Origin of the sequence: Acinetobacter sp. Lyrl_1 (genome assembly GCF_051948795.1) — a bacterium.
GTDB classification, from domain to species: domain Bacteria; phylum Pseudomonadota; class Gammaproteobacteria; order Pseudomonadales; family Moraxellaceae; genus Acinetobacter; species Acinetobacter towneri.
Genome location: NZ_JAYJLK010000009.1, coordinates 54,366 through 78,875, shown reverse-complemented (window position 1 = coordinate 78,875; position 24,510 = coordinate 54,366). Strand labels below are relative to the sequence as shown.

The 24,510-nt window shown below is 42.5% G+C and carries 24 protein-coding genes and 1 riboswitch; of the genes, 10 read left to right on the top strand and 14 right to left on the bottom strand.

All coding sequences use genetic code 11. The features are described 5' to 3' along the window. From VF675_RS05245 to VF675_RS05215, 7 genes are all read right to left on the bottom strand, one after another. The coding region (locus VF675_RS05245; RefSeq protein ID WP_440204879.1) for an acyl-CoA thioesterase at nucleotides 1–331 on the bottom strand (331 nt) is incomplete at its 3' end. Nucleotides 332–340: 9 nt separating this feature from the next. Next, nucleotides 341–1,534, bottom strand: a complete 1,194-nt coding sequence (locus VF675_RS05240; RefSeq protein WP_178865958.1) for a heme biosynthesis protein HemY — start codon at nucleotides 1,532–1,534, stop codon at nucleotides 341–343. Further along, nucleotides 1,535–2,371 (bottom strand): hypothetical protein, encoded by an 837-nt coding sequence (locus VF675_RS05235; RefSeq protein ID WP_440204878.1) that lies wholly within the window; start codon nucleotides 2,369–2,371, stop codon nucleotides 1,535–1,537. Continuing rightward, nucleotides 2,368–3,147: a uroporphyrinogen-III synthase gene (locus VF675_RS05230; protein WP_004975746.1), complete on the bottom strand. Its 780-nt coding sequence runs from the start codon at nucleotides 3,145–3,147 to the stop codon at nucleotides 2,368–2,370. The genes VF675_RS05235 and VF675_RS05230 overlap by 4 nt, the downstream gene beginning before the upstream one ends. Nucleotides 3,148–3,168: 21 nt before the next feature. Beyond that, nucleotides 3,169–4,089 (bottom strand): hydroxymethylbilane synthase, encoded by a 921-nt coding sequence (hemC, locus tag VF675_RS05225; RefSeq protein ID WP_096901970.1) that lies wholly within the window; start codon nucleotides 4,087–4,089, stop codon nucleotides 3,169–3,171. Between the two features lie 122 nt (nucleotides 4,090–4,211). Then, nucleotides 4,212–4,952 (bottom strand): LytR/AlgR family response regulator transcription factor, encoded by a 741-nt coding sequence (locus VF675_RS05220; RefSeq protein ID WP_004975743.1) that lies wholly within the window; start codon nucleotides 4,950–4,952, stop codon nucleotides 4,212–4,214. Nucleotides 4,953–5,022: 70 nt separating this feature from the next. Next, nucleotides 5,023–6,177 (bottom strand): sensor histidine kinase, encoded by a 1,155-nt coding sequence (locus VF675_RS05215; protein ID WP_440204877.1) that lies wholly within the window; start codon nucleotides 6,175–6,177, stop codon nucleotides 5,023–5,025. Here VF675_RS05215 and argH point away from each other — a divergent pair. Together argH and VF675_RS05205 are read left to right on the top strand one after the other, a co-directional pair. Next, nucleotides 6,168–7,598, top strand: a complete 1,431-nt coding sequence (argH, locus tag VF675_RS05210; protein ID WP_171458207.1) for an argininosuccinate lyase — start codon at nucleotides 6,168–6,170, stop codon at nucleotides 7,596–7,598. The two genes, VF675_RS05215 and argH, sit on opposite strands and share 10 nt — an antisense overlap. Nucleotides 7,599–7,612: 14 nt before the next feature. After that, the gene (locus VF675_RS05205) at nucleotides 7,613–7,885 is read left to right on the top strand and encodes an oxidative damage protection protein (RefSeq protein ID WP_004975738.1); all 273 of its coding nucleotides are present in this window, start codon (nucleotides 7,613–7,615) and stop codon (nucleotides 7,883–7,885) included. 527 nt (nucleotides 7,886–8,412) lie between these two features. Here the strand turns inward: VF675_RS05205 and phoU are convergent. Next, the gene (phoU, locus tag VF675_RS05200; RefSeq protein WP_004975736.1) at nucleotides 8,413–9,135 is read right to left on the bottom strand and encodes a phosphate signaling complex protein PhoU; all 723 of its coding nucleotides are present in this window, start codon (nucleotides 9,133–9,135) and stop codon (nucleotides 8,413–8,415) included. 450 nt (nucleotides 9,136–9,585) lie between these two features. Further along, on the bottom strand, nucleotides 9,586–10,923 hold the full coding sequence (locus tag VF675_RS05195; protein ID WP_440204876.1) for a TolC family outer membrane protein: 1,338 nt from the start codon (nucleotides 10,921–10,923) through the stop codon (nucleotides 9,586–9,588). Between the two features lie 432 nt (nucleotides 10,924–11,355). On the opposite strand from VF675_RS05195, the gene VF675_RS05190 reads away from it, so the two are divergent. The 7 genes from VF675_RS05190 to VF675_RS05160 all read left to right on the top strand — a co-directional run bounded on the left by VF675_RS05190 (nucleotide 11,356) and on the right by VF675_RS05160 (nucleotide 18,144). Further along, nucleotides 11,356–12,420 (top strand): hypothetical protein, encoded by a 1,065-nt coding sequence (locus VF675_RS05190; RefSeq protein WP_440204875.1) that lies wholly within the window; start codon nucleotides 11,356–11,358, stop codon nucleotides 12,418–12,420. Between the two features lie 99 nt (nucleotides 12,421–12,519). Further along, nucleotides 12,520–12,667: riboswitch (TPP riboswitch) on the top strand. 102 nt (nucleotides 12,668–12,769) lie between these two features. Further along, nucleotides 12,770–14,665, top strand: a complete 1,896-nt coding sequence (thiC, locus tag VF675_RS05185; RefSeq protein WP_179988993.1) for a phosphomethylpyrimidine synthase ThiC — start codon at nucleotides 12,770–12,772, stop codon at nucleotides 14,663–14,665. A 77-nt stretch (nucleotides 14,666–14,742) separates the two neighbouring features. Further along, entirely contained in the window at nucleotides 14,743–15,363 is a 621-nt protein-coding gene (locus VF675_RS05180; protein WP_253116319.1) for an NUDIX domain-containing protein, read from the top strand. A 10-nt stretch (nucleotides 15,364–15,373) separates the two neighbouring features. Continuing rightward, nucleotides 15,374–16,180: a 3',5'-cyclic-AMP phosphodiesterase gene (cpdA, locus tag VF675_RS05175; protein WP_004975727.1), complete on the top strand. Its 807-nt coding sequence runs from the start codon at nucleotides 15,374–15,376 to the stop codon at nucleotides 16,178–16,180. A gap of 212 nt (nucleotides 16,181–16,392) precedes the next feature. Continuing rightward, nucleotides 16,393–16,920: an RNA polymerase-binding protein DksA gene (gene dksA / locus VF675_RS05170; protein WP_004975725.1), complete on the top strand. Its 528-nt coding sequence runs from the start codon at nucleotides 16,393–16,395 to the stop codon at nucleotides 16,918–16,920. 2 nt (nucleotides 16,921–16,922) lie between these two features. Beyond that, complete coding sequence (gene gluQRS, locus VF675_RS05165; RefSeq protein WP_004975723.1) at nucleotides 16,923–17,852, top strand: tRNA glutamyl-Q(34) synthetase GluQRS; 930 nt, start codon at nucleotides 16,923–16,925, stop codon at nucleotides 17,850–17,852. A 52-nt stretch (nucleotides 17,853–17,904) separates the two neighbouring features. Beyond that, the gene (locus tag VF675_RS05160) at nucleotides 17,905–18,144 is read left to right on the top strand and encodes a zinc-ribbon domain-containing protein (protein ID WP_104852920.1); all 240 of its coding nucleotides are present in this window, start codon (nucleotides 17,905–17,907) and stop codon (nucleotides 18,142–18,144) included. 11 nt (nucleotides 18,145–18,155) lie between these two features. Here the strand turns inward: VF675_RS05160 and ftsW are convergent, their stop codons facing one another. The 5 genes from ftsW to VF675_RS05135 all read right to left on the bottom strand — a co-directional run bounded on the left by ftsW (nucleotide 18,156) and on the right by VF675_RS05135 (nucleotide 23,287). Beyond that, nucleotides 18,156–19,352: a putative lipid II flippase FtsW gene (ftsW, locus tag VF675_RS05155; protein WP_440204874.1), complete on the bottom strand. Its 1,197-nt coding sequence runs from the start codon at nucleotides 19,350–19,352 to the stop codon at nucleotides 18,156–18,158. Nucleotides 19,353–19,371: 19 nt separating this feature from the next. Further along, nucleotides 19,372–20,718 carry a UDP-N-acetylmuramoyl-L-alanine--D-glutamate ligase gene (gene murD, locus VF675_RS05150; protein WP_104853279.1) on the bottom strand — a complete coding sequence of 449 codons (1,347 nt, stop codon included), beginning with the start codon at nucleotides 20,716–20,718 and terminating at the stop codon, nucleotides 19,372–19,374. A gap of 171 nt (nucleotides 20,719–20,889) precedes the next feature. Further along, entirely contained in the window at nucleotides 20,890–21,141 is a 252-nt protein-coding gene (locus VF675_RS05145; RefSeq protein WP_004975717.1) for a DUF6587 family protein, read from the bottom strand. A gap of 32 nt (nucleotides 21,142–21,173) precedes the next feature. Further along, a complete protein-coding gene (feoB, locus tag VF675_RS05140; RefSeq protein WP_440204873.1) occupies nucleotides 21,174–23,030 on the bottom strand; it encodes a ferrous iron transporter B in 1,857 nt (618 codons plus the stop codon). Beyond that, the gene (locus tag VF675_RS05135; RefSeq protein ID WP_168418377.1) at nucleotides 23,027–23,287 is read right to left on the bottom strand and encodes a FeoA family protein; all 261 of its coding nucleotides are present in this window, start codon (nucleotides 23,285–23,287) and stop codon (nucleotides 23,027–23,029) included. Before VF675_RS05135 ends, feoB begins: the two co-directional genes overlap by 4 nt. Before the next feature lie 184 nt (nucleotides 23,288–23,471). Here VF675_RS05135 and xerD point away from each other — a divergent pair, with 184 nt between their 5' ends. Beyond that, nucleotides 23,472–24,389 (top strand): site-specific tyrosine recombinase XerD, encoded by a 918-nt coding sequence (gene xerD, locus VF675_RS05130; protein WP_440204872.1) that lies wholly within the window; start codon nucleotides 23,472–23,474, stop codon nucleotides 24,387–24,389. Nucleotides 24,390–24,510: the final 121 nt, after the last annotated feature.

The following is a 24,510-nucleotide window of genomic DNA, read 5'->3' as shown; positions in this document are numbered from 1 at the left end:
CAATCACCGCATCTGCCTCTGCCACCACCATTTGCTGTGCTTCACTGTGGATTAAATAATGCATACGCATGGCACTATTACGCAATTCTTCTACCCGAACGCCAATTTTTAAAATATCAGGATAAACCACAGGACGTATATATTTGCACTGATTTGAGGCAATCACAGTCAAAACATCTTGCTGTAAAATTTTTAAATGGTCTAAATAATATAAACGCGCACTTTCAATACAACGGTAATAGATCACATTATTGACATGCCCAAAAGCATCCATATCTCCCCATGCAACACGCTGCTCAAAAACAATTGGATAATCTGCTAGTGTTAACACAACTCACCCTTAAATTTTAATTTCGACAAAATTAGAATTATTTTCAAAGATTAAATTTAACTGTTTTAATAATTCAGGCTGATCTTTTAAATTAGATTTAACTCTTAAATAACTCATTAATACGTGTTCAGGATATAAATCCAGTAATTGCTCGGCTTCTGAATAACGCGCTGTTGCTGTAAAAATATGCCATTTGGCAAAACTAAATACAGGTAATGCAGGGTATTTCTGTTCCCACAGATTTATTTGCTTTTCAATTTTGGCATAATCAGGTTGTTGTTTTAACAACTGCTGTTGGAACCATAAATAAAACACTTCCTGATTAAACTGTTCACTCAACATCTGTACCGCAAGACGTTCATGTTGTGCGGCCAAATCAGGCAGACGCGACAATAACTTCAACCACAACACCTGAATGGCATAAGACTGACTGAAAATCTGCTCACTTAAATCACTATAACGCTGCTGCAAAGCCTGTAAATTTTCTGCATCAGCCTGCTCAAATTGGGTTAATAACTCAGTCAGCCACTTTTGCTTGGTGTCTGCATCTAAATGCCCGTATTTGGTCGAACGTAAATAATGCCAAGGATATTGCGTGGCAAATTCGCCCCACAAGGCAATTAAACGTTTTTGATAAGCCGTTTTGACTTTAAATAACCACGGCGATAATTCGTGCTGATTCAAAAACTCTAAATGCGTCAAAGCTTGTTCAGGTTGTTGCTGCGCTAAATAAATTTCAATACGCTGTATTTCTGCCAACTCAAACGCCATGGCACTGCTTTGATTTAAGGCAGCCAACGCTTGCGGATATTGCTGTTGGATGGAGTGCATACGTGCTTCCATCACTCCTTTGAGCAAACCTGACTGGGCAAACACCTGTCGAATAAACTGGTGTTGATCTTCTGCAGCATCTAGCAACCAAATGACCGCCAATTGCTCATATGGATGCAGATTTTTAAAGTTAAATACTGTTTCAACCTTACGCTGTTCACGGCTAAAATAGCGCTTTAACAACAACCATAAAATTTGTAGCGAAACACTAATCGACAAGAAAAAGAACAACAACAACCAAATATTGGTTTGCAATTGCCATTCGCGCCAATACACATAAACATAGCCTGAACCATGCCCATAACTCAGTACGCTCAGCAAAGCGACCAGTACAATACTGACCACCACATAGGCGAGTAAAATCTGTTTCATTTATACCGCCCCCAATAAAGCACGTGTTTTTAAACTTGGCGTTGGAACGATATTTAAATTTTTAATTTTTTCTAATTGCTGAACCAATTGCTGTGCTTTCTGATCAGGCAATTGTTGTAATAACTGAATAATGTCATTCACTTCTTGTTGATATTGCACATATTGACCTTGTATAAAGATTTGTCGAGCCAGCAATAGACGCAATTGTGCTTCTTTTAAAATAATCTGGCGCTGCATCAACTGTGTCGCAGGTTGCTTGGCAGATTCAATACTCAGCCATTTTTGCCAAAAATAACGATCATCGACATCGGCAGGGTTCAGCTCAGGTTGTTGAGCTTGCTGTTTTAATTGTTGATCTAATTGCTGCAATAACTGACTTACTTGTTGATATTGCGCATCACGTGTTGTTATAAATTGTTGAATTTGTTTCTGATCTTGCTGAATAACTTGGTGCAAACTTTGTTTCAAAGCAGGAGCTAAAGCATATTCGTTTAACTCACGGTCTAAATGAGCTAGCTTTTCAGTCGCATAGTGAAACTGTTGTTGTTGTAAGGAAAATTCCACCAAGTCCAATTGCTGCGCCACCATATCTACTGGTTGAATCGCATCTTCTTGCTGCACAGCGCTGGATACTGCGGACTGTTCTGGCGCATCTTGGGTATAATTACGGCGCTGCAAAGCCACCAGCTGATCATTTAAATTGGCATTGGTTTTTTCTGCAAGATGCAAACTTTGACTGAGTTGCTGTTGTTGCGCTGAAATTTGCATCACATCAAAACTTAATTTGACGATCCAGACCAAAGCGATCAACACCACTATCACAACCAGTTTTTTCATAGTTTTCCTTGCATGCGCATCATTTGCTGCAATATTAATTCTGTTTTTAAATGGGTCAACTTGAATACGTTATATTTTGTATGATGCTGCGTTTGATAATCGAGCAAAATTTTCTCTAAACGATCACCCAATACCCAATAATGACCTTTGTTCAGTAGATCGAAATCCCGCTGAATTAAGCTTAGCCAGTTTAACCAACTGGCTTCACTGCTGATCATCATGATAAATTCTGAAGATTGTATTAAACGTGCGCGTACTGCCTGCATTTTTTCAATAGAACTGGCAGGACACTCCCGCCGATACAATACAAAATTATGGATCTGCATCCCCTGATCAAGCAGTGTTTGCATCATAAATTGCCGTCCGCCCTCGCCACGCCAAAAGGCAATGTGTGTGCCGACTTTCAAATTTTGCAAACACGGCAAACTCAGCATCCCTTCGGAAGTTTCAACCTGCGGGACTTCGCTGTAAAGACCATATCCACGTAAAACTTCTGCTGTTTTCTCACCCACAGCCACCCAACGTATATGCTGCAAATCCTGCAATGATATTTGGCTTCGGGCTAAATATTGCATCCCAATATCGACAGCAGTCGGACTAACCACCACAATAATATGCGTGTGAGGCAACTGGGCATATAAATTAGCCAGTTGCTCCGACCACGGCTGTGCAGAAAGCTGCAACAAGGGCAAATCAATGACCTCAATATGCTGTTGTTGCAAAGCCTGAGTTAAGGCCTCTGCACGATCTTGAGGTCGGGTATTAATGAAGAGCATGGGCTTCTGGTGCAATATGAATTATTGATACAGGGCTTTGAGTAATTCGCCCGCACCCTGTGCCAATAAAGCTTTTGCCAATTCTTCACCTAGCATTTCAGCCTGTTCAGGTGCGCCAAATTGCACAGCTTTAAGAATGGTTTGCCCATCGACACTACCAACACGACCTTCAATCTGCAACTGACCATTCTGCAAAGTTGCGTAGCCTGCAATTGGCACCTGACAACCGCCTTCCAAGTAGGCATTAAAAGCACGTTCGGCACGTACACAGACATTGGTTTCGGCATGCATTAACGGCAAAATTAAATCCAACACCGCCTGATCTTGGCTACGACATTCCAGACCCAAAGCCCCTTGCCCAACGGCAGGTAAGCTCACATCAGGCTGAATGGTATGACGAATACGCTCTGCCAAGCCCAAACGCTTTAATCCTGCACTGGCTAAAATAATCGCGTCATACTGACCATCATCTAGCTTAGACAAGCGCGTACCCACATTGCCACGTAAATCAATAATCTCTAAATCTGGACGTGCTTTTAAAATTTGGCATTTACGGCGCAAGCTTGAGGTTCCAACTTTAGCGCCCTGTGGTAAATCTGCAAAACTGGCATAGTGATTCGACACAAAGGCATCGAGTGGGTCTTCACGCTCACAAATGACCGCCAAGCTCAGACCTTCAGGCAATGCCATGGGTACATCTTTCATAGAATGTACGGCTAAATCGGCACGCCCATCCATTAAAGCGGCTTCTAATTCTTTGACAAATAAGCCCTTCCCCCCAATTTTTGCCAATGGGGTATCTAAAATTTTATCGCCCTGTGTGACAAAGGTCACCAACTCAACAGTTAAATCGGCATGCATCGCCTCTAAACGGGCACGAATGTGTTCAGCCTGCCATAACGCAAGCGGGCTTTGTCGAGTTGCAATTTTCAGGGTTTTCATCATAGTGGCTAAGCAAGATAAATAAGTTCATCTAAACTTAACCTGATCCCCTAAAAATGCAAGTCTATTTCTTTGCCGATTTATCAATCTGTTGCGTATTCATCTGCGATGAGGCTGATCAATTAGAGTTTTTGGATGCGTTCTCGCAATAAAGGCAAATGTCGTCGACTAACAGCCAAACGCTCATCTAGCTCGCGGCAACGTACCTGATACTGTCCTGAATTGACCACTTCTAGCCCCTCCAAAAACTGAATCGAGACCAAGGCATTTCGGTGAATCCGAATAAACTGATCACCAAATTCGGTTTCTAAATCTTTCAGCGTTTCATCAATCAAGACACTGCCATTTTTATGACGCACCGTGACATATTTCTGATCGGCTAAAAAATAATAGATATTTTCTATAGGCACCAACTCTACACCACGATAAGTTTTCGCAGCAATTTGGTGACGTTTTATTTTTAATTCGTCCATATTTTCTTTTTGTTTTAAATGACTCATCTGCGCTTGCGTGAGTTTTGTTAAATGATCTAAAACCTGTTGCAATTCCTGTTGCATAATAGGTTTTAACAAATAGCCTTCCGCATTGGACTTAAATGCCTCGAGTGCATGTTCATCGTAGGCGGTACAAAACACAATGGCTGGCATTGGGTCAAGCTCACGCAAATGTTGAGCGCAACTTAAACCATCCATTCCCGGCATTTGAATATCTAATAATATGACATCCGGCTGATGTTCATCTGCCAGTTCAATCGCCTGTTGCCCATGAGCTGCCGTTGCCACCACATGATGCCCCAATTGAGTGACCAAACGTGATAATCGCTCTCTTGCCAGAGGCTCATCATCACAAATTAGGATGTCCATTTCCCCTCCTTTTCAGTTGAATACTTTATTTTTATCAAGTTAAGAAAAATCAGAACAATCACAAGTTTTTTTATTTATAGCGATATTGCAACACCGTCGTGTACATACCATTCCCCGCATAACTTTGAAAAGCGACACTGCGCCCATAATAAGCCTGTAAACGCTGTTTCACGTTTTGTAGCGCGATACCGTGTCCTTGTCTTAAATTTATTTTATCGCTGACATACGGATTTGTAATGACAATATTGACTTGGTTTTGCAATATTTCGATCAATATACTTATCGTACTCTTTGCTAAAACTTTTTCAACTCCATGAAAAATACTATTTTCTAACAAGGGTTGTAAAGTTAATAACGGAATTTGTACCTGACTGAGCAGTTGCGGTTGTTCAATTTTCCATTCCACGGTCAGACGCTCGCCTAAACGAATTTGTTCAATCTCTAAATATCGCTGGCAAAGTTCAATCTCATCTTTCAGGCTCACCAGTTTTAATTCCTGCAAACTGGCACGGAATAAACGTGATAAATTCAGCAGCATCTGCTCGGCTTTATCGGGATCAATTGCAATGAGACTAATCACATTATTTAAGCTGTTAAACAAAAAGTGTGGATGAATACGGGCCTGCATAGCATGCACCCGCGCTTGCAATTCGCTATGCCGCTGCTGAATAGCTTGTTCTCGGACATAGATATAACGAAAACAAAACGCACCCAAAATCACACCATAACTCAAATGCAGTCCAATCCCATGCATGAGTTCAGCCAGACTAAACTGCTGTAAATGAAAATTTTGCCCAAAATGCAATAAGGTATTTAAACTGAGTGTCGTGACCAATACGATGGTTTGCAGCAAGATAAAACTCACCATAAACGATAGCGCCAAGCCCATGCGTAAAAAACGTGCCTGAAAAAATTCAACCAAAGCCGCAAAACACAATACCACCCAGTTGATATACAAAATATATTGCAGCACCCGAGTAAAACTTAAACCTTGCCAGCCCTGTGCTTCAGCCAAAGCCAAGACCATTGCCAAAGCATTACTGCCAATAAATAGTTCAATTAGATATTGCCAACGCCCTATTTTCGTAAAAAAATACAGCTCATGTTGCTCTGCCTGCGTATCAGCATAAGTTTGATTGGCTTGTTCTTCGGCAAGTGAATCTGAATTTGTTATACTCTTGTCCAAATCACCGCTTTTTACTTTATTGAGCCGATATGACCACATCTTCTAATTCCTCAAATCCGTCACAAGCCCAAACTTCGGGTATGTGGGGCGGTCGTTTCTCTGAAGCGACTGATGCTTTTGTTGCTGAATTTACAGCATCTGTTCAATTTGACCAACGCTTTTATAAACAAGATATTGCTGGCTCAATTGCGCATGCAACGATGCTTGCCAAAGTAGGCGTACTTACGACTGAAGAGCGTGACGATATTATCCAAGGTTTAAATACCATTCAGGCTGAAATTGAAGCAGGTCAATTTGAATGGCGTATTGACCTTGAAGATGTCCACATGAACATCGAATCGCGCCTTACTCAGCGTATTGGCATTACAGGTAAAAAATTACACACTGGTCGTAGCCGTAACGACCAAGTGGCAACCGATATTCGTTTGTATGTCCGTGACGAAATTGATGCCATTTTAGAATTATTAAAAAAATTACAACACGGCATTTTGAGCTTGGCAGCCAAAAACACCCACACCATTATGCCTGGTTTTACCCATTTGCAAACCGCACAGCCTGTGACTTTTGGTCATCACCTTATGGCATGGTTCGAAATGTTGGTACGTGACTCTGAGCGTTTAATTGACTGCCGCAAACGTGTTAATCGTATGCCTTTGGGTTCTGCTGCTTTGGCAGGTACCACTTACCCAATTGACCGTGCTTTTACCGCAGAATTGTTGGGCTTTGAAGCTGTATCTGAAAACTCGTTAGATGCTGTATCAGACCGTGATTTCGGGATTGAGTTTAACGCTGCTGCATCTTTAATTATGATGCACTTGTCGCGTATGTCTGAAGAACTGATTTTATGGACATCGGCACAGTTCAAATTTGTGAATATTCCAGACCGTTTCTGCACTGGCTCATCCATTATGCCGCAGAAGAAAAACCCAGACGTACCAGAATTGGTGCGCGGTAAAACAGGTCGTGTTTATGGCGATTTAATGAGTCTGTTGACCCTGATGAAAGGTCAACCGCTTGCCTACAACAAAGACAACCAAGAAGACAAAGAACCTTTGTTTGATGCCATTGATACCGTGCGCGGCTCGCTCATGGCATTTGCCGATATGATTCCTGCTTTAGTACCAAACATTGCAGAAATGCGTGAAGCTGCATTACGTGGTTTCTCTACGGCAACTGACCTTGCAGATTACTTAGTAAAAAATGGCGTGGCATTCCGCGATGCACATGAAATTGTAGGTAAAGCCGTAGCATTGGGCGTACAAGAAGGCAAAGACTTGTCTGAACTTAGCCTAGAACAATTACAGCAATTCTCAGATTTAATTCAAGCTGATGTATTTGAAAAAGCACTGACCCTTGAAGCCTCTGTAAATGCACGTGATCATATTGGCGGTACAGCGCCTGCACAAGTTGCAGCGGCAATTGAACGTGCTCAAACACGTCTTGCTCAACTTTATGCATAATCAGGAAGTGAGAGATGTCTAAACAAGTATTTTGTCGTAAATATCAAACCGACATGGAAGCGATGGATTTCGCTCCTTTTCCGGGTGCCAAAGGTCAAGAATTACTTGAAACGGTATCTAAACAGGCTTGGCAGGAATGGCTCAAACACCAAACTACGCTCATTAATGAAAAGCGTTTAAATGTGTTTGAACCTGAAGCGAAAAAGTTTTTGGAAGAACAACGTGAGAAGTTTCTCAACAATGATGCCAGTTTGGAAGTCGCAGAAGGCTTAAAACCTCAAAACTAATCCAAGTACTGTTTTTTCATTTTGGAAAATTCAAACCTTGTTTATTTTACAATTAAAAGAGTCTTTATGAAGGCTCTTTTTTTATGCCATTTGTGATTATGAGTTGCCGCAACAATGTTTTAAATAAATGAAAATAGATTCAAAAAGTTAAGCTAATTTCCTATTTTTATTTCTCGATTGAAGCGTATATTTTATAGTCACAACAAAACACTTAACAATAGATTAATTATTGATTTCAAAAAGAATAGTTTAAAAAATAATCACACTAAAAATAATGTAATTTAAAAATACATTTGTATATAAAACGCTACATTCCACTACAATAAACCACATGATTCTTGAGTGTGATTTTCCTATACTTATTTTCAAGGAGATAAGCAATTATCTCTCACTATAATAAATATCCCCGATTTCAATCTCAGATTTCCCCCAAAGTCTGAGATTTTTTTTATCCAAAATTTCGGCTGTTTCAAGCCATAAAAAAAGCCCCATCATTAGATGAGGCTGAATATTCAAAAAAGCTGAACTTAGCGTTCCTGTACTTTTTCTTCAATTTCTTTGACGCTGGTATGACGTACGTCAAAACCTTTGACCATATAAATCACTTGTTCTGAAATATTTCGTGCGTGGTCACCAATACGCTCTAATGAACGTAACACCCACATCACATTAATCACACGTGAAATATGACGCGGATCTTCAATCATATACGTCATAAGAGTACGTGTTGCAGATTGATATTCACGGTCAATATCGGCATCGGCAAGTAAAACACGCAGTGCTTGATCGACATCTAAACGCGCAAAAGCATCGAGTGCATCGTGAATCATGACACGCACTTGGTTACCAATATGACGTGTTTCCATATAGCCGCGTGGCGAACCACCTTCTTCACATAAGTTTTGGGCAATACGGGCAATTTTTGCAGCTTCATCACCAATACGCTCTAAGTCAGTATTGGCTTTAGACATGGCAATCACCATACGCAAATCAATTGCGGCTGGATGACGACGCGCCAAAATCAACGTTAAGGCTTCATCAATTTCGGTTTCCATGCGATTGACAACGTTGTCTTGGAACTGAACTTCTACCGCCAAGGCTGCATCGGTATCCAAGAGTGCGTGAATCGAGTTGGCAACCTGCTGCTCTACCAAACCACCCATGGCCATAAATTTGGTATTTACATCCTGCAAATCTTCATTGAACTGAGAAGAAATATGGTGACTTAACACAGGATTATTCGTACTCAAGGAATACACTCCACAACAAAAGGATAGACTGACGCAATGATTGAATATTAAAGCACAGCAATGATGACGTTTTTATGACATTTTCTCACCAAACTCTCAAGTCTGATCGTTTCTGTCTTTAAACAGCATAAGCCATTCAGATGACAAAATGACTTGGGTCTGTTGACATTTCGTCTATGTTTGCGGCAACGCATATTTTTTAGCTGATATAAGGCATGGGACAGGAAATTTAGTCATTCTAAATGACTGACTCATAAAGCAATAGTAGCAAAAATATGCTCGCCCCCTTGCGCAGCAAACAAAGCAACGCTTTGTTCTTGCTCATGTGGCTAAAACTTTCTCAGATTGCGTTATGAAACTTGGCAATAGTCTCGCTATTCCCTGCGTTTCATGCCTGATCTGCTCAGTTTTAGCCTACAGCGCAAGCCATTTATGAAATGTCAACAGACCCTATATGGCTTTCCGAATCAACCAAGCATTCATTTCCTGCACATCTTGTTCAGTCAATTGCCCAACGGCTGCTTTCAACTGTAACACATGCTTCAAATAGTCATACTGTGCATTGAGATAATCCTGCTTGGCAGAAAAGGCGTTACGCTGTGCCAACAGTACATCCACCATGGTTTTTAAACCTTCCTGATATTGCGCTTTGGATGCTCGTGCCACTAAATCTGCTGAATTCATTGCAGCCTGTCGCGCCTGCAATTTGGCTTGATCAGTTTCGACTTGTAAATATGCCTGTTTCACATCGGTATTGGCTTTACGGATTGCTGCATCTAGCTCGGCTTCAGATTTTTGTACCAAAACCACTGCTTTTTGCACATTTTTATTGACCCGCCCACCGCTAAACACATTCCAGTTCATTTCAATCCCGACCTGGTCGAACTGACCATCGGGCGACATGATACTTTCAGGGCTTTGTTTGGCATAACCATAACTGCCCACAGCTTCTACCTGCGGATAACGTGCTGCTTGTTCAACCCGACGTGCATCTTCGGCATATTGTCGCTGCAAACGTGCCTGTTGAATAGCCAAATTTTGAGTTTGTGCCAATTGCGACCATGCCTCTAAACTTTCAGGCACAGGTTTTTGAAATTGAAAGTCATCTCGCAAAACTGCCAAACTTTCTTGATATGGCCCAATCAATTGTGCCAACTGCTCTTGTGCCAAAACCAACTGCACATGTGTTCCAATCCTGTTCGCTCGTGCATTTTGATATTGCGCATTGGCTTCACTGACTTCACTTTTAGCCACCAAACCTTCACGCAGTTTGGCATTCATCATATTGAGCTGTTCCAACAAAGCTTTTTCTTCTTGTAAATATGCTGTTGTTAAAGACTGCTGTCTCAGCACATTAAAATACGCTTCTGATACATTCAAAATATGTTGCTGTTGTTGTAAACGTAAGGTGACTTCACTCAGGCTTAACGAGGTTTTGACTTGTTTCAGGGCTTGCCAAGCATCCCAACGAAATAAAGGCTGACGTGCTGTTAACGCGACTTGACGTGAAGTTGAAGATGAACTGCTTAAAAGCTCTGGCGAGGAACTGGCAATATTGACTCGACTTATTTCCTGACTTTTACGGGTGATATTGCCCGACAGAGTCACAGTTGGCAGTAAATTGCCTTGCGCAAGCCCTAAATTTAATTGATCGGCCTGATATTGTAATTGCTGTGCGCGCCAAGTCGGATCGCTATTTTGAGCACGCTGATAGGCTTGCATTAAATCCAAAGCAAAAGCGCTTGAACTCATCCAACATAAGCATGTCACTAACATCATTTTTTTCATTATTTTTCGATCAACCCACTCTGTAATTTCGTCAATCCTACTGCAATGTATTTTTACACCGCCCATACTAAAGCGAATTTGCATTTTTTTCGTATGATTTTCATTAATTTTGATAATTTTTCATATTATTTCAATTCATTGCAATAATTAAGCAAAGCCATACACGTGCTAACAATCGCTGCATAAAGTGGTACTTACTCACAGGCATGTAACCAAACTCTAGCAGAATACTACAATTTACTCCGTGGCTTTGACTTTACAATGCAAGCTCTCCCCTCGTCCTTCGACCCAAGCTTCTAAAACCGTGTGCCTCACAGCGGATATTTTAAATTTAGAATTTTGGTATGAATGACTCATTTTGAATTTTTGGAATCCATAGTGCCTAAATGAAGGCACTAGATGATGAAAGAATACTCATGTTGAATTGCTGTAATGGTTAAATTTCTTCGCGCCAGTAAACTTGCCCTACTGCTTGGCAGTTGTCTGTATTTGCACGCCTGCCAAAATTCAGATACACCTCCCGTAGCTGAACCACCAAAGGTACAGGCCAGTGCCAGCGAACCTGTAGATTTGACCCAAATGTGTGAAAATATTCAGCACAATATGCAGCAAATTGACAATACCCGCACCACGTTTGCGCTAGAACAAATTAATCAGGATTTAAAAGTCTGCCTACCCTTGCTACCTTTGAATGAGCAATTAAATTTGCTCAATCTTTCGACCCAAATGTATCAACGCTTTTTGCATGTAGAACGCAGCGCTGCAGAACAAGCTGCCTTTGACCAACACGCTTTTGATATGGCACAGCATCCGACCATTCAGCAAAGTCATTTTGAAAACTTTGCCTTGCGTGATCAATATTTATTGAAACATAAGGGACAAGCCTATTTAGAGCTATACGATGCAGGTGAAGCACAGTTGGTTTATCGTCGAAGCCCGCAATACTTAGCCATTATTTTTGCGCCTTACATGCCCGATGCCGAGCAGATTTTTATTGAAAGAATGGCCAATGACAATATGCAGCACAGCCTGCGTGATGGTGGACTCACCCTTGATGCTGCCGATTTGACTGAACGCGCCTTATTTTGGGAAGATTACGTGCAGCGTTATCCTAAAAGTCACTTTATACGGGATGCACGTTATCTAGCCGAAGTGTATGCCTTGCTGCTGTTTAAAGGCACAGTCAACAGTCCTGTTTCTCAGGATTATGTCGATGAATACAGTATCCAACCTGCCGTATTATTTGAAATTAAAAAACTGGCAAAGTTGCAAAAATCTCCCTTAGCACAGCAAGCGCGTAAATTCCTTGCCTTTTTACACATGAGCAGTGAACAACGACTCACTGAAATTGCAGCACAGCCCACTGCACGTGAACAGCGTGAATATGGTGATGATGCTTTAGTACATGCACAGTTGCATCAATATTTAAATTTAAAGAACATCTCCATCCATGCAAAACGCGATTGTTTTAGCGATGCCATTTGTATTACTCGCTAATTATCCAAAGTCGCTTAAAGCTCAAATCCTTGTCATTAGGCATCAAAGAATAAAAGCCGCGCGAAGCCTGCTTTTATACCAACAACGTGCTACTATTTATACAGCTTGACGGAGCGCGAGTAATTCCTCGCTGAGATTGTGTCCATTCTTTGTTGCTTGTCCAAAGGCCTGCAACACAGATTTAAACCCAAGTACCGTTGAACCTGATCAGGTTAAAACCTGCGTAGGAATCAAGCCACCTAAAAACCCCGCCACACGGTTAATGTTGAACTATTAAAGTTTCAACAACTCAATTGCAATGTTTTTGGTCGTGCTTGATTCGTTGATTTCATTCTTCAGGATCATTGCAATGAACCAATTAACGAATCTATCCCCTGCTGACATTTCTGCTCAACACGAGCAAGATGCCAAAGATTTAACCCGCATTTTGCCTGCATCGAAAAAAGTCTATATTCAAGGCTCACGCCCAGACATTCAGGTGCCAATGCGTGAAATTGAACTGACCGACACTCCAACAGGTTTAGGCGGTGAGCACAATCCACCGCTCATGGTGTATGACACTTCAGGTGTATATACCGATCCAAATGTTGAAATTAATCTGAATAAAGGCTTGCCGAACATCCGCGACAGCTGGATTGAAGAGCGCCAAGACACCGAAAAACTAGAAACCCTCAGCTCAGCCTTTGGTCAAGAGCGTTTACGCGATATTCGTACTGCAGAGATTCGTTTTGCCCATATTCAAAAGCCGCGTCGTGCCAAAGCGGGTAAAAACGTCACCCAAATGCACTATGCCAAACAAGGCATCATTACCCCTGAAATGGAATATATCGCCATTCGTGAAAACCAACGCCAACGCGAAGGTGTCGATATGCGTCAGCATCCAGGGCAAAACTTTGGGGCTAAAAACTTAACTGAAATCACGCCTGAATTTGTACGTCAGGAAGTGGCTGAAGGCCGTGCAATTATTCCTGCCAACATTAACCACCCAGAATGTGAGCCAATGATTATTGGTCGCAACTTCTTGGTCAAAATCAATGCCAATATTGGTAACTCGGCACTGGGTTCAAGTATTGATGAAGAAGTCGCGAAAATGACTTGGGCGACCCGTTGGGGCGCAGATACCATCATGGATTTATCGACAGGTAAAAACATCCATGAAACCCGTGAATGGATTATCCGCAACTCGCCTGTGCCAATTGGTACTGTACCTATTTATCAGGCACTAGAAAAAGTAAACGGCATTGCCGAAGACCTCACTTGGGAAATCTTTAAAGACACGCTGATTGAACAGGCTGAACAAGGTGTGGATTACTTCACCATTCACGCAGGCGTGTTATTGCGTTATGTACCACTCACGGCCAATCGCTTAACAGGTATTGTATCGCGTGGCGGTTCAATCATGGCGCAATGGTGTTTGGCGCATCATGAAGAAAACTTCCTTTACACACACTTTGATGAAATCTGCGAAATCATGAAAGCTTACGATGTATCGTTCAGCTTAGGTGATGGTTTACGTCCGGGTTGTATTCAAGATGCCAACGATGAAGCACAATTCAGCGAACTGCGAACTTTGGGTGAATTGACTCACCGCGCTTGGGAACATGATGTGCAAGTGATGATTGAAGGCCCGGGGCACGTACCAATGCACATGGTCAAAGAAAATATGGACTTGCAACTTGAAGTCTGTAAAGAAGCACCATTCTATACACTCGGCCCATTAACCACGGATATTGCACCAGGTTATGACCATATTACTTCTGCAATTGGTGCAGCGATGATTGGTTGGTACGGTACTGCAATGTTGTGCTATGTGACACCTAAAGAGCACTTAGGCTTACCGAACAAAAAAGACGTCAAAGACGGCATCATCACCTATAAAATTGCAGCACATGCGGCTGACCTTGCCAAAGGACATCCGGGCGCGCAAGCACGTGACAATGCCTTATCTAAAGCACGTTTTGAATTCCGCTGGGAAGATCAGTTTAACCTGAGCCTTGACCCAGATACCGCACGCAGCATGCATGATGAAACCATGCCAAAAGAAGCGCATAAATCTGCACACTTCTGTTCAATGTGCGGACCAAAGTTCTGTTCGATGAAAATCACGCAAAACGTGAGAGATTATGCACAAAATCAAAATGCTGCGAACAAAACGGAGCAAGTAGATGCAGAGGTCGAATCAGGTCTCAAAGCCATGAAAACCGCTTATCAGGAACATGGTCAAAAATTATACCATAAGCTCTAATTTGTTTAAAAAGCGTTTGTATTCAATAAAATCTCAGTTAGGATGAAATTATGCTTTGCTCATCCTGATGAGAATTTATGAAGATTATTCAACAAGCAACTTATGGACAACACGATGCACAGATTCACCAACGTGAATACCTGTATCGTGGTTTTATTCAGGTTGAAAAAGTCAGCCTGAGCCATCGCTTGTTTAATCAAACCACCTATACCCCAGTCCTTCAGCGTGAACTCATTCAACGCCCTGAAGCGGCTGGGGTACTCATTTATGATGCAGCACAACAAAAATTTGCCCTGATTGAACAATTCCGTATTGGTGCAATTGATGATTGCGACTCGCCTTGGCAACTCGAAGTGATTGCAGGCGTGTTAGATGGCAATGAATCACCTGAAAGTTGCATTCGTCGTGAAGCTTTGGAAGAATCGGGCTGTGAATTAAAAGAATTACAACATTTATTCAGTTTTTATCCATCTGCGGGTGCATGCGCAGAATTGTTCCACTTATATAGTGCGAGCACCACGTTACCACAGGAAGGTGGCGTGTTTGGTATGCCAGATGAAGGAGAGAATATTCAATTACACATTCTTGATTATCAGGAAATTCCAAACTTGCTGACCAATGGTCGGCTAAAAAACGCACCTGTCATCATGGCATTGCAATGGTTACAACAACAAATTAAAACCGTGAAGGATGTCTAAGGGGTCAGGCATGACTTTATTCTCAAACAATCACCAGCAACGCTGGACAATTGTACAAATTTCAGATACGCACCTCATGAATCAGGAAGATTTAGAGTTTGTGCACATGAATCCTGAACGCAGCTTTCACGCGGTAATGCACGATATTCAACAGCAATATCCGCAGCTCGATGCTATTTTCCATACAGGCGATTTAGCACAAATCCCTGTTGCTGAAACCTATCAGCGTTATTTGCAGTTTATGCAGACTTTGAATACGCCGCATTTCCAGATTCCGGGCAATCATGATGATGCCGCGGTTTTTCCATTCCATTTACAGTCCAATCAAGTTCATGCAATTGAGTTGGGCAATTGGAGTGTCATTTTACTGAATACTGCGGTTAAAGGTCGGATTGATGGCTGGATGGACGCAGCACAATTACAGCAGTTAGATCAGCTTTTACAGCAACATGCGCAGCAGCAGGTGATTATTGCCTGTCATCACCATCCTTTTGATATGCAATCGCACTGGATAGATCAGCACAAACTTAAAAATACCGAAGCCTTAATTGATGTATTGGCACGCCACAACAATGTCAAATTGGTGCTGTGTGGGCATGTGCATCAAGACTCATTAAATGAATGGCAAGGGATTCAATTTTACTCTACGCCTTCGACCTGCGTGCAATTTAAACCACATAGCCAGCACTTTGCGCTTGGGCCTGAGGCACCGGGTTACCGTGTGTTACATTTGAATGCAGATGGCAGTTTTAGCACCCAAGTGCATCGGGTTGAGCATGTCACACAACAAATAAATTTTGAAATTTCAGGTTATTAACTTTCCATTTTATTTTTTTTGCTTTACTTTATGCCTTCAACGAAAAAATGCGATAACACATCCAAACATCAAAGACTATCCATAATCAAAAAAAGTCTATATGATGACGTCCCCCGAAGAGAGAATTCTTTCTGAGGGAGTGGATAAAAACACTTGCATATCACCATATTTTTCGCGTATGAATCTTACGCATATGATGAGGAATGCCCTACATGGCGAATGACAACCAAAATCAAGTCTTGGACGAACAAACAGATCTTGTAGAAGAAAAAGCTACAAAACGCGTGCGTAAGGCAAAGCCAAAGGCTTTAGAGGGTGGTTCTACAGCTAGCTTATTTGGTATTGCACCTTATCAGCCGAAAAAGAATGAAGAATACATGTCTGAAGGACAACTCGAACATTTCCGTCAAATTTTAATGGCGTGGAAAGAAGAGTTAATGTCAGAAGTAGATCGTACACTCAACACCATGCAAGACGAAAATACCGCTTTGCCTGATGTGAATGACCGCGCGACACAAGAAGAAGAATTTGCGATTGAATTACGTACCCGTGACCGTGAACGTAAATTGATTCGTAAAATTGAACAATCCATTGAAGCGATTAAAAACGATGACTATGGTTTCTGTGAAACTTGTGGTATCGAAATTGGTCTGCGTCGTTTAGAAGCACGCCCAACGGCAACGTTATGTATTGACTGCAAAACTTTGGCAGAGATCAAAGAGAAGCAAAATAACGGTTAATTGTGACTGTTGAAAATTCTTTAGCGGAGCATGCTCCCCATGCGCAGCAGCGAGATCATATTTCGCTGACGCGCTACTCAGGTCGGTTTGCGCCATCGCCAACCGGCCCTTTGCATTTTGGCTCTCTCATTACTGCCGTTGCCAGTTATTGCGATGCCAAAGCCCAGCACGGCACTTGGCTGGTACGTATTGAAGATACTGACATCCCACGCATTTACCCTGGCAGTGAAAATCATATCTTGCGTTGTATTGATGCCTTTCAATTTGAGCCGGATGCCGAAATTATTTTCCAGAAAGATCGCCTCGATCTCTATGCAGCCGTGTTGCAACAATTGCAGCAACGCGACTTGGTCTATGCCTGTCAATGCACCCGCAAAATGCTTGGCTCCAATCATATTTATGCAGGGACTTGCCGCAATTTAGGTTTAGATTTTGCCAATCAAGCGATTCGAGTCAAAGTCACAGACCAAGAGATTTGCTTTCAAGACCGCCTGCAAGACAAACAATGTTCCAACCTTGCGCAGGACTTGGGCGATTTTGTCCTAAAACGGCGTGATGGCATTATCAATTATCAACTAGCAGTGGTGGTGGATGATTATTTGCAAGGCATTACCCATGTGGTTCGCGGCGCAGATTTACTCGACAACACCGCACGGCAAATCTATTTGGGGCAACTGTTAGGCTACCCTAAACTCAGCTACACGCACCTGCCTTTAGCCATGAATGCACAAGGGCAAAAACTGTCTAAACAGAACTTGGCACAAGCTTTAGATTTAGCCCAAGCACCGAAGCTGCTACAAGCCGCTTTAACTGCCTTAAATCAAGCCACTGTCGAATTAGACACCCCTGCACGCATGCTTACGCAAGCCATTCAGCAATGGGATCTTTCACGTATTCCTGCAGGCACAGCTTTACACGGCTATTATTTATAAAATTTAAAATTCAGTTATGCTCAAATTGAAATGGATCATTTGAGGTTGTGTCATGTTTTTTATTTTTGGTGTTGGACCGAAAACCAAAGTGGTCGAGAAAAGTCAATTTAGCTGCCCCGTTTGCCGCACTCGCAGTAGCTATGAACTCAGACAGCAACGACAATATTTTTCCTTATTTTTTATTCCCTTGTTTCCTATGTCTAAACAAAAAAATACTACAGTCAAGTGCTTACACTGCGGAACAGTCATGCCAAGCATGGTCTTGCACCATGCTCAGCCAGAAGCGAAATAGAAGGATAAATTCTAGAAGCTGGATTCTTCACGGCTAGGGTTAATCTCATGCGTGCTGGCTTCAATTTTCAGAATCAAACTCACCATCACTGCACACATAATTAACGATGAACCACCATAACTAATAAAAGGTAGAGTCAAACCTTTGGTAGGCAACATACCCATATTCATGCCTGCATTCACCATAATCTGTAATAAGAAGATAATGCTGATACCATAAGCCAAATATCCTGCACGTAAGTACTGGTTTTTCAGGGCGCGATGACCAATTTTAATGCAGGCAATCAGCATAGCAAAAGACAAGCTCAACACCACAAAAATGCCTAAAAAGCCAAACTCTTCACCTAAGACAGCCAACATAAAGTCCGTATGTGCTTCAGGTAAATAGGACATTTTCTGGATACTATGCCCCAAGCCTACGCCTGCCCATTCACCGCGTCCAAATGCCATTAAGGCGTTAGACAACTGATAACCGACACCCAAAGGGTCATTCCACGGGTTTGAGAACGACATTAAACGCTCAAAACGATAAGGCTCAAATACCACCAAAAACACAAAGGCGGCAATAATCGCGCCAAAGGCAATACCAAACTGAATTAATGGCGCACCAGCTAAAAAGAAGACCCCTAACATGGTCAAGGCAATCACCACGGTCGCCCCCAAGTCAGGCTCTGCAATCACCAAACCTACCGTGACTGCCATAATCACTGCAAGACGAATCAGACCTTTAATGTTATTACGCACTTCTTCGGCACGGCGCACCACATAGTCAGCGGTAAAAATGGCCATCATCACTTTAGCGACTTCGGAAGCTTGCAGGGTAAAACCTGCGACCCGAATCCAGCGTTTAGAACCATTGACTTCAGTACCCACCAGCAACACTGCAGCCAACAAGGCAATGGTCACAATCCACAGAAAGAAGGTGTTGTTAAACCAGGTATTCAACGGCACTCTATAGGCAATCACGGCAGCGATTAATGCCACCACAATAGAAATGCCATGACGCAATACATAGTGAAAGGCATTTTCATGCATGCGCTCGGCATAAGGCATCGAAGCCGATGCCACCATGATTGAACCAATACATAACAGCACCAGTACGCTAAAAATCAGTACATTGCGTACATTCACTTCCGCTGGCAGTTTGGGTAACCAGCGCTCATAGACCTGATTGAGTTTATTGATTGTTGTCTGAGCAAAGCCAGCCATATCTCACACCTTATTGTTGTTATACCAGTGCGTTGACATAAGCAACGAACTTGTGACCACGTTCTGGATAGCCCGAGAACATATCAAAACTTGCACATGCAGGTGACAATAACACCACATCATGCGCTTGTGTATGTTGTTGGCAGATTTCAACTGCTTGTTGCAAGGTATCTGCAGTTAAGAGTTGGGTTGTTCCCGCAACTGCTGTTTCAATTTTCGTAGCATCCTCACCAATCAACACTGCCAGTTTGGCATATTGTTGCAATGATTGGCGTAGCGCAGTGAAGTCCTGCCCTTTGCCTTGCCCACCTAAAATAATCGCAACCTTACCGCCTTGTGCCTGAATTGCTGCACCCAAGCCATCTAAAGCTGCCAAAGTTGCACCGATGTTGGTTCCTTTGGAGTCATTATAATAACGCACCCCATGTAATTCTTTGACGAATTCACAACGATGCTCCAAACCTTTAAAGGTTTTCAGCGTTTCCAGCATGCTGTGCATAGATAAACCAATGGCTTCACCCAATGCCAAACACGCTAATGCATTAGCAATATTGTGTGTGCCTTGAATATACATCTCGGTGCTTTTTAATAAACGCTCACGCCCACGTGCCAACCACATGCTGCCATCATCATCTTTTAATAAGCCGTATTGGTTTAGGTCAGGCGCATTTAAGCCAAAACTTTGCATAGGAGTCTGATCTGGCACCAACGGACGACTCAAAGCATCATCACGGTTAAACACCACTTTTTTCACACCCTGAAAAATACGATGTTTGGCGGTGTGATAACCGAACATATCGCCATGACGGTCTAAATGGTCTTCACTCATGTTCAGCACTACCGCCACTTCTGCATTTAAATTCGAGGTGGTTTCTAGCTGAAAACTGGAGAGTTCTAAAATATACAGTTCAGGATCATCTTTAATCAAATCCAGCGCAGGGCGTCCCAAATTTCCACCTACCGCGACTTTTTTACCTGCCTGCTCTGCCATTAAACCAATCAGTGTGGTAACGGTACTTTTCGCATTAGACCCTGTAATTGCCACAATAGGTTTGTCGGTCGCACGACGTAAAATCTGAATTTCACTCACCACAGGAATGCCCTGCGCCATCGCAGCCTGAATTTCAGGGAGTTTTGGATCTAAACCTGGGCTAATCACAATTTCTTCCGCAGACAGCAATAAATCCTGATCAAACTGACCAAAACGGGTTTCTACTTCGGCAGGAATTTGGTCATGCCCTGGAGGTGTGGGGCGAGAATCTGTCACAGCAACGCGGTAACCCTGATGATGTAAAAAATTAACGGCTGCAACACCAGAAATACCAAGTCCTGCAACGACTTTTAATCCACCACGTTGTATTAACATTTTTGCCCCATTTTGTGCGCTAATTTTGAAACAGACAAAATAGTAGCACTTTGCTGTTTTGAATGCTTTTTCTGTTTGCAGTTCCTGCAGTTTTTTTGTGTCAGTGCGTAAAAAAACCGTCATATTGCAGACGGTTTTTAAAAAGAATATTGCTAAAGTGAATAAACAAGCCTATTTCCACTTCACCGCTTGAACTTCAACTTTCTTTTCTGCGGGTTGATCTTGAGAATCACAACCACAACTGCCGCCACAGCCTGCCGCGGCTGCAGGTTTTAGCCATTTGGCCAAGCCATGCCAGCCTTTTTCAGTACAGAAATTGGAGAGTTTTAGAAAAACTGCGCCAGAAGTCTTGGGAAAGACTTTTTTAAAGACTACTACAGCACTCCACAGTACCAATGCAGCAACAATTAAAATTTCAACCATGTTCATCTACTCCTGTAGGTCAGGCATGTGCCTTAACCCAACAAATACGATGCCGTTTGATAAGTCAGGAATGACATAAAGTAGGCCAAACCAAATAAATACACCGTCATAAAACTGACTGTACGCCATGAACCTGTTTCACGTTTTACGGTAGCCAAAGTTGCCAAACAATGCGGTGCATAGATAAACCACACCAACAATGACAAACCTGTCGCCAATGACCAGCCAAGTTCACCACCGCCACTAATTAAAGCGGCCAAACCCTCTGACATAGCGTCTTCATCGACTGCAGACAAGGCGTAGACTGTACCCAATGCTGCCACGACTACTTCACGTGCTGCCATGGCAGGAATCAAAGCAATTACAATCTGCCAGTTAAAACCAATGGGTGCAAAAATTGGCTGTAACACATGCCCCAACATCCCTGCAAAGCTGTAATCAATCGCAGGCATGGTCGCGCCTTCAGGCGGTTGCGGGAACGTACACAAGAACCACAATAAAATCGACAGTGCAAAAATAATGCCACCGACACGCTTTAAGAAAATTTTGGCGCGATCTAGTAAACCAATCCAAACACTTTTTAGGTCTGGAAAACGGTAGCTAGGCAACTCCATCAACAAGACATGCTCAGATTTATCTTTTTGTAAAAATTTAAGCACAAAAGATACGCCCAAGGCACTCACAATGCCCGCCATATACAGACCAAATAAGACCAGACCTTGTAAATTAAACATGCCCCATACGGTTTGATTGGGAATGAATGCTGCGATGAGTAAGGCATATACAGGCAAGCGCGCAGAACAGGTCATTAACGGTGCAACCATAATCGTGGTTAAACGATCACGTGGGTCAGCAATACTACGCGTTGCCATAATGCCTGGCACTGCACAGGCAAAACTAGACAGCAATGGAATAAAGGCACGACCACTCAAACCTGCGCTAAACATCAGCTTATCGAGCAAGAATGCGGCACGTGGCAAATAGCCCGATTCTTCCAAAATTAAAATAAACAGGAACAGAATTAAAATTTGCGGCAAGAACACCACTACACCGCCTGCGCCCGCAATAATGCCATCCACAATCAAGCTGTTTAGCAAGGGATGGCTAATGTTTTCGCCAATCACTTCACCTAGCCAGCCAAATAAACTTTCGATGCCATCCATAAACGGTGCAGCCCAAGCAAATACCGCTTGGAAGACAACAAACATCATCACCGCAAGGCTGACTAAACCGAATACAGGATGTAAAAAAATTTTATCAAGGAAGTCGGAGCGTTTGTCTTCTTGATCTACAAAGTGCACCACATCATGCAAAATGGTTTGAATACGCTGATGCTGGCTGCCTTTTAAGCCTGTCAATTCAGTCTGTGGTACCGCAAACTTACCCAAATCCAAAGCATTCATTAAATTTTGAATACCGGAATCACGCACCGCAACGGTTTCCACCACAGGTACACCCAAACGCTCAGATAGCTTTTGCGTATTAATTTGCATTCCACGGCGGCGTGCTTCATCCATCATGTTGAGCACCAATAAAATTGGACGTCCCAACTCAATCATTTCAAGCACCAAACCTAAATGCAGTTTCAGGTTGGTCGCATCGACCACACACAAAAATGCATCTTGCTGACCTTCTTCAGCAATTTTACCCTGTACTACATCACGGGTAATGGCTTCATCTGGACTGGTGGCTTCTAGGCTGTAGGTACCTGGTAAATCCAGTACACGTACCGCCTGACCTGAAGGCAAGTTGAACTGACCCACTTTGCGCTCTACGGTAACACCCGCATAGTTTGCAACTTTCTGACGTGTCCCTGTCAAATGGTTAAATAAAGAAGTTTTACCGCAGTTTGGATTCCCTACAAGTGCGATACGTAAGGGATCACTCATGCAGTTACTCCCTGCTCAATTTCAACGCGATCAGCTTCCACTTTGCGCAAGGCAAAACGGGTAAATCCCACCTGAATTAAGATCGGATCTCCACCAAAAATACCTTTGGTAATCACCTGCACAGGCGTTCCAGGCACAAAGCCCAACGTTTCTAAGCGATTCGCAACCAAATCATTTAGGGATGTTCCACCATCGGCAGTCCGAAGTACCTGACGAATGATGGCTGTTTGTTTTGCTTTGAGTTCTGACAAACGCACCGTGAAATTCCTATACTATTTTGCCCATTATATACGCAAATGAGAATAATTAACAAATAAGGTCAACTTACATTTAATGGTTTTATATCACATCGACAGGCTTACTGAATTGGATTAGAGTAGGAAATAACTATGCTTATTATCGATTTTCCCAATCAACATTGGGTTTTTTCATGTGATCACTATGCTGAACAAAAAACCGCGTATTCCTGCTGCAATTCAAATTCCAGACTCCCTGAGTTTTTTGGAAGGCTATCGCAATGATTTAATTGCACAAAGTGTGAGCCCACATACACGTAATGCCTATTTATCCGATTTAATTCAGTGCAGCGAATATGTCAGCAAACCCATGCCAGACTGGCAACATGATGACATTTCTGATGTACTCATCGAACTCACCAAACAACAAAAAAGCCCCCGCTCTATTGCACGCTGCCTGTCTGCACTACGTTCTTTTTATAAATTTTTAAGAGAGCACAAACTGCGCTCTGACAACCCTGTTGCTGCGCATAAAACCCCAAAATTAGGTCGTGCCTTACCCAAAGATTTATCTGAAGCCGATGTTGAAGCCTTAATTCACGCTCCTGACATCAACACTGCACTCGGATTACGAGATCGTGCCATGCTTGAAGTCTTATATGCTTGCGGTTTACGAGTGACGGAATTGCTGAATTTACGTTTAGAATTAATCAACCTAAAACAAGGCTATTTACGAATTGTAGGTAAAGGCAATAAAGAGCGTTTGGTGCCTATGGGACAAGTCGCTTGTGAATGGATAGAAAAATATTTAACCGAGTCGCGTCCGCAACTGTATAAAAGTGCTACCGATTATCTATTTTTAACGGTGCATGGCGGCATTATGAGCCGACAAAATTTTTGGTATGCCATTAAACGCTATGCCCTGCAAGCAGGCATTCAAGCCGAGTTATCGCCACACACGTTAAGACATGCCTTTGCCACGCACTTACTCAATCATGGGGCAGATTTACGTGTGGTACAAATGCTGCTCGGGCACAGCGATTTATCCACTACACAAATTTATACCCACGTTGCACAAATCCGTATGCAGCAATTGCATGCCCAACATCATCCACGGGCTTAAAACAAAAACGACGTCGAAGCATAAGATCTACTGAAACTTCGTCTATGAACGCAAGCCATTTATGAAATGGCAACAGACCCTAACGATCACGAATATTTTTTGTTATGCTAACGCTCTATTT

Coding starts and splice junctions, on each gene's coding strand:
- VF675_RS05180 (WP_253116319.1), top strand. CDS start 14,743: ATGAAGATTATTCAACAAGCAACTTATGGACAACACGATGCACAGATT.
- VF675_RS05240 (WP_178865958.1), bottom strand. CDS start 1,534: ATGAAACAGATTTTACTCGCCTATGTGGTGGTCAGTATTGTACTGGTC.
- argH (WP_171458207.1), top strand. CDS start 6,168: ATGACCACATCTTCTAATTCCTCAAATCCGTCACAAGCCCAAACTTCG.
- dksA (WP_004975725.1), top strand. CDS start 16,393: ATGGCGAATGACAACCAAAATCAAGTCTTGGACGAACAAACAGATCTT.
- hemC (WP_096901970.1), bottom strand. CDS start 4,089: ATGAAAACCCTGAAAATTGCAACTCGACAAAGCCCGCTTGCGTTATGG.
- ftsW (WP_440204874.1), bottom strand. CDS start 19,352: ATGGCTGGCTTTGCTCAGACAACAATCAATAAACTCAATCAGGTCTAT.
- VF675_RS05215 (WP_440204877.1), bottom strand. CDS start 6,177: ATGTGGTCATATCGGCTCAATAAAGTAAAAAGCGGTGATTTGGACAAG.
- xerD (WP_440204872.1), top strand. CDS start 23,472: ATGCTGAACAAAAAACCGCGTATTCCTGCTGCAATTCAAATTCCAGAC.
- VF675_RS05195 (WP_440204876.1), bottom strand. CDS start 10,923: ATGAAAAAAATGATGTTAGTGACATGCTTATGTTGGATGAGTTCAAGC.
- feoB (WP_440204873.1), bottom strand. CDS start 23,030: ATGAGTGATCCCTTACGTATCGCACTTGTAGGGAATCCAAACTGCGGT.
- thiC (WP_179988993.1), top strand. CDS start 12,770: ATGAACCAATTAACGAATCTATCCCCTGCTGACATTTCTGCTCAACAC.
- VF675_RS05230 (WP_004975746.1), bottom strand. CDS start 3,147: ATGCTCTTCATTAATACCCGACCTCAAGATCGTGCAGAGGCCTTAACT.
- VF675_RS05235 (WP_440204878.1), bottom strand. CDS start 2,371: ATGAAAAAACTGGTTGTGATAGTGGTGTTGATCGCTTTGGTCTGGATC.
- VF675_RS05220 (WP_004975743.1), bottom strand. CDS start 4,952: ATGGACATCCTAATTTGTGATGATGAGCCTCTGGCAAGAGAGCGATTA.
- murD (WP_104853279.1), bottom strand. CDS start 20,718: ATGTTAATACAACGTGGTGGATTAAAAGTCGTTGCAGGACTTGGTATT.
- VF675_RS05145 (WP_004975717.1), bottom strand. CDS start 21,141: ATGGTTGAAATTTTAATTGTTGCTGCATTGGTACTGTGGAGTGCTGTA.
- VF675_RS05205 (WP_004975738.1), top strand. CDS start 7,613: ATGTCTAAACAAGTATTTTGTCGTAAATATCAAACCGACATGGAAGCG.
- cpdA (WP_004975727.1), top strand. CDS start 15,374: ATGACTTTATTCTCAAACAATCACCAGCAACGCTGGACAATTGTACAA.
- VF675_RS05190 (WP_440204875.1), top strand. CDS start 11,356: ATGGTTAAATTTCTTCGCGCCAGTAAACTTGCCCTACTGCTTGGCAGT.
- VF675_RS05160 (WP_104852920.1), top strand. CDS start 17,905: ATGTTTTTTATTTTTGGTGTTGGACCGAAAACCAAAGTGGTCGAGAAA.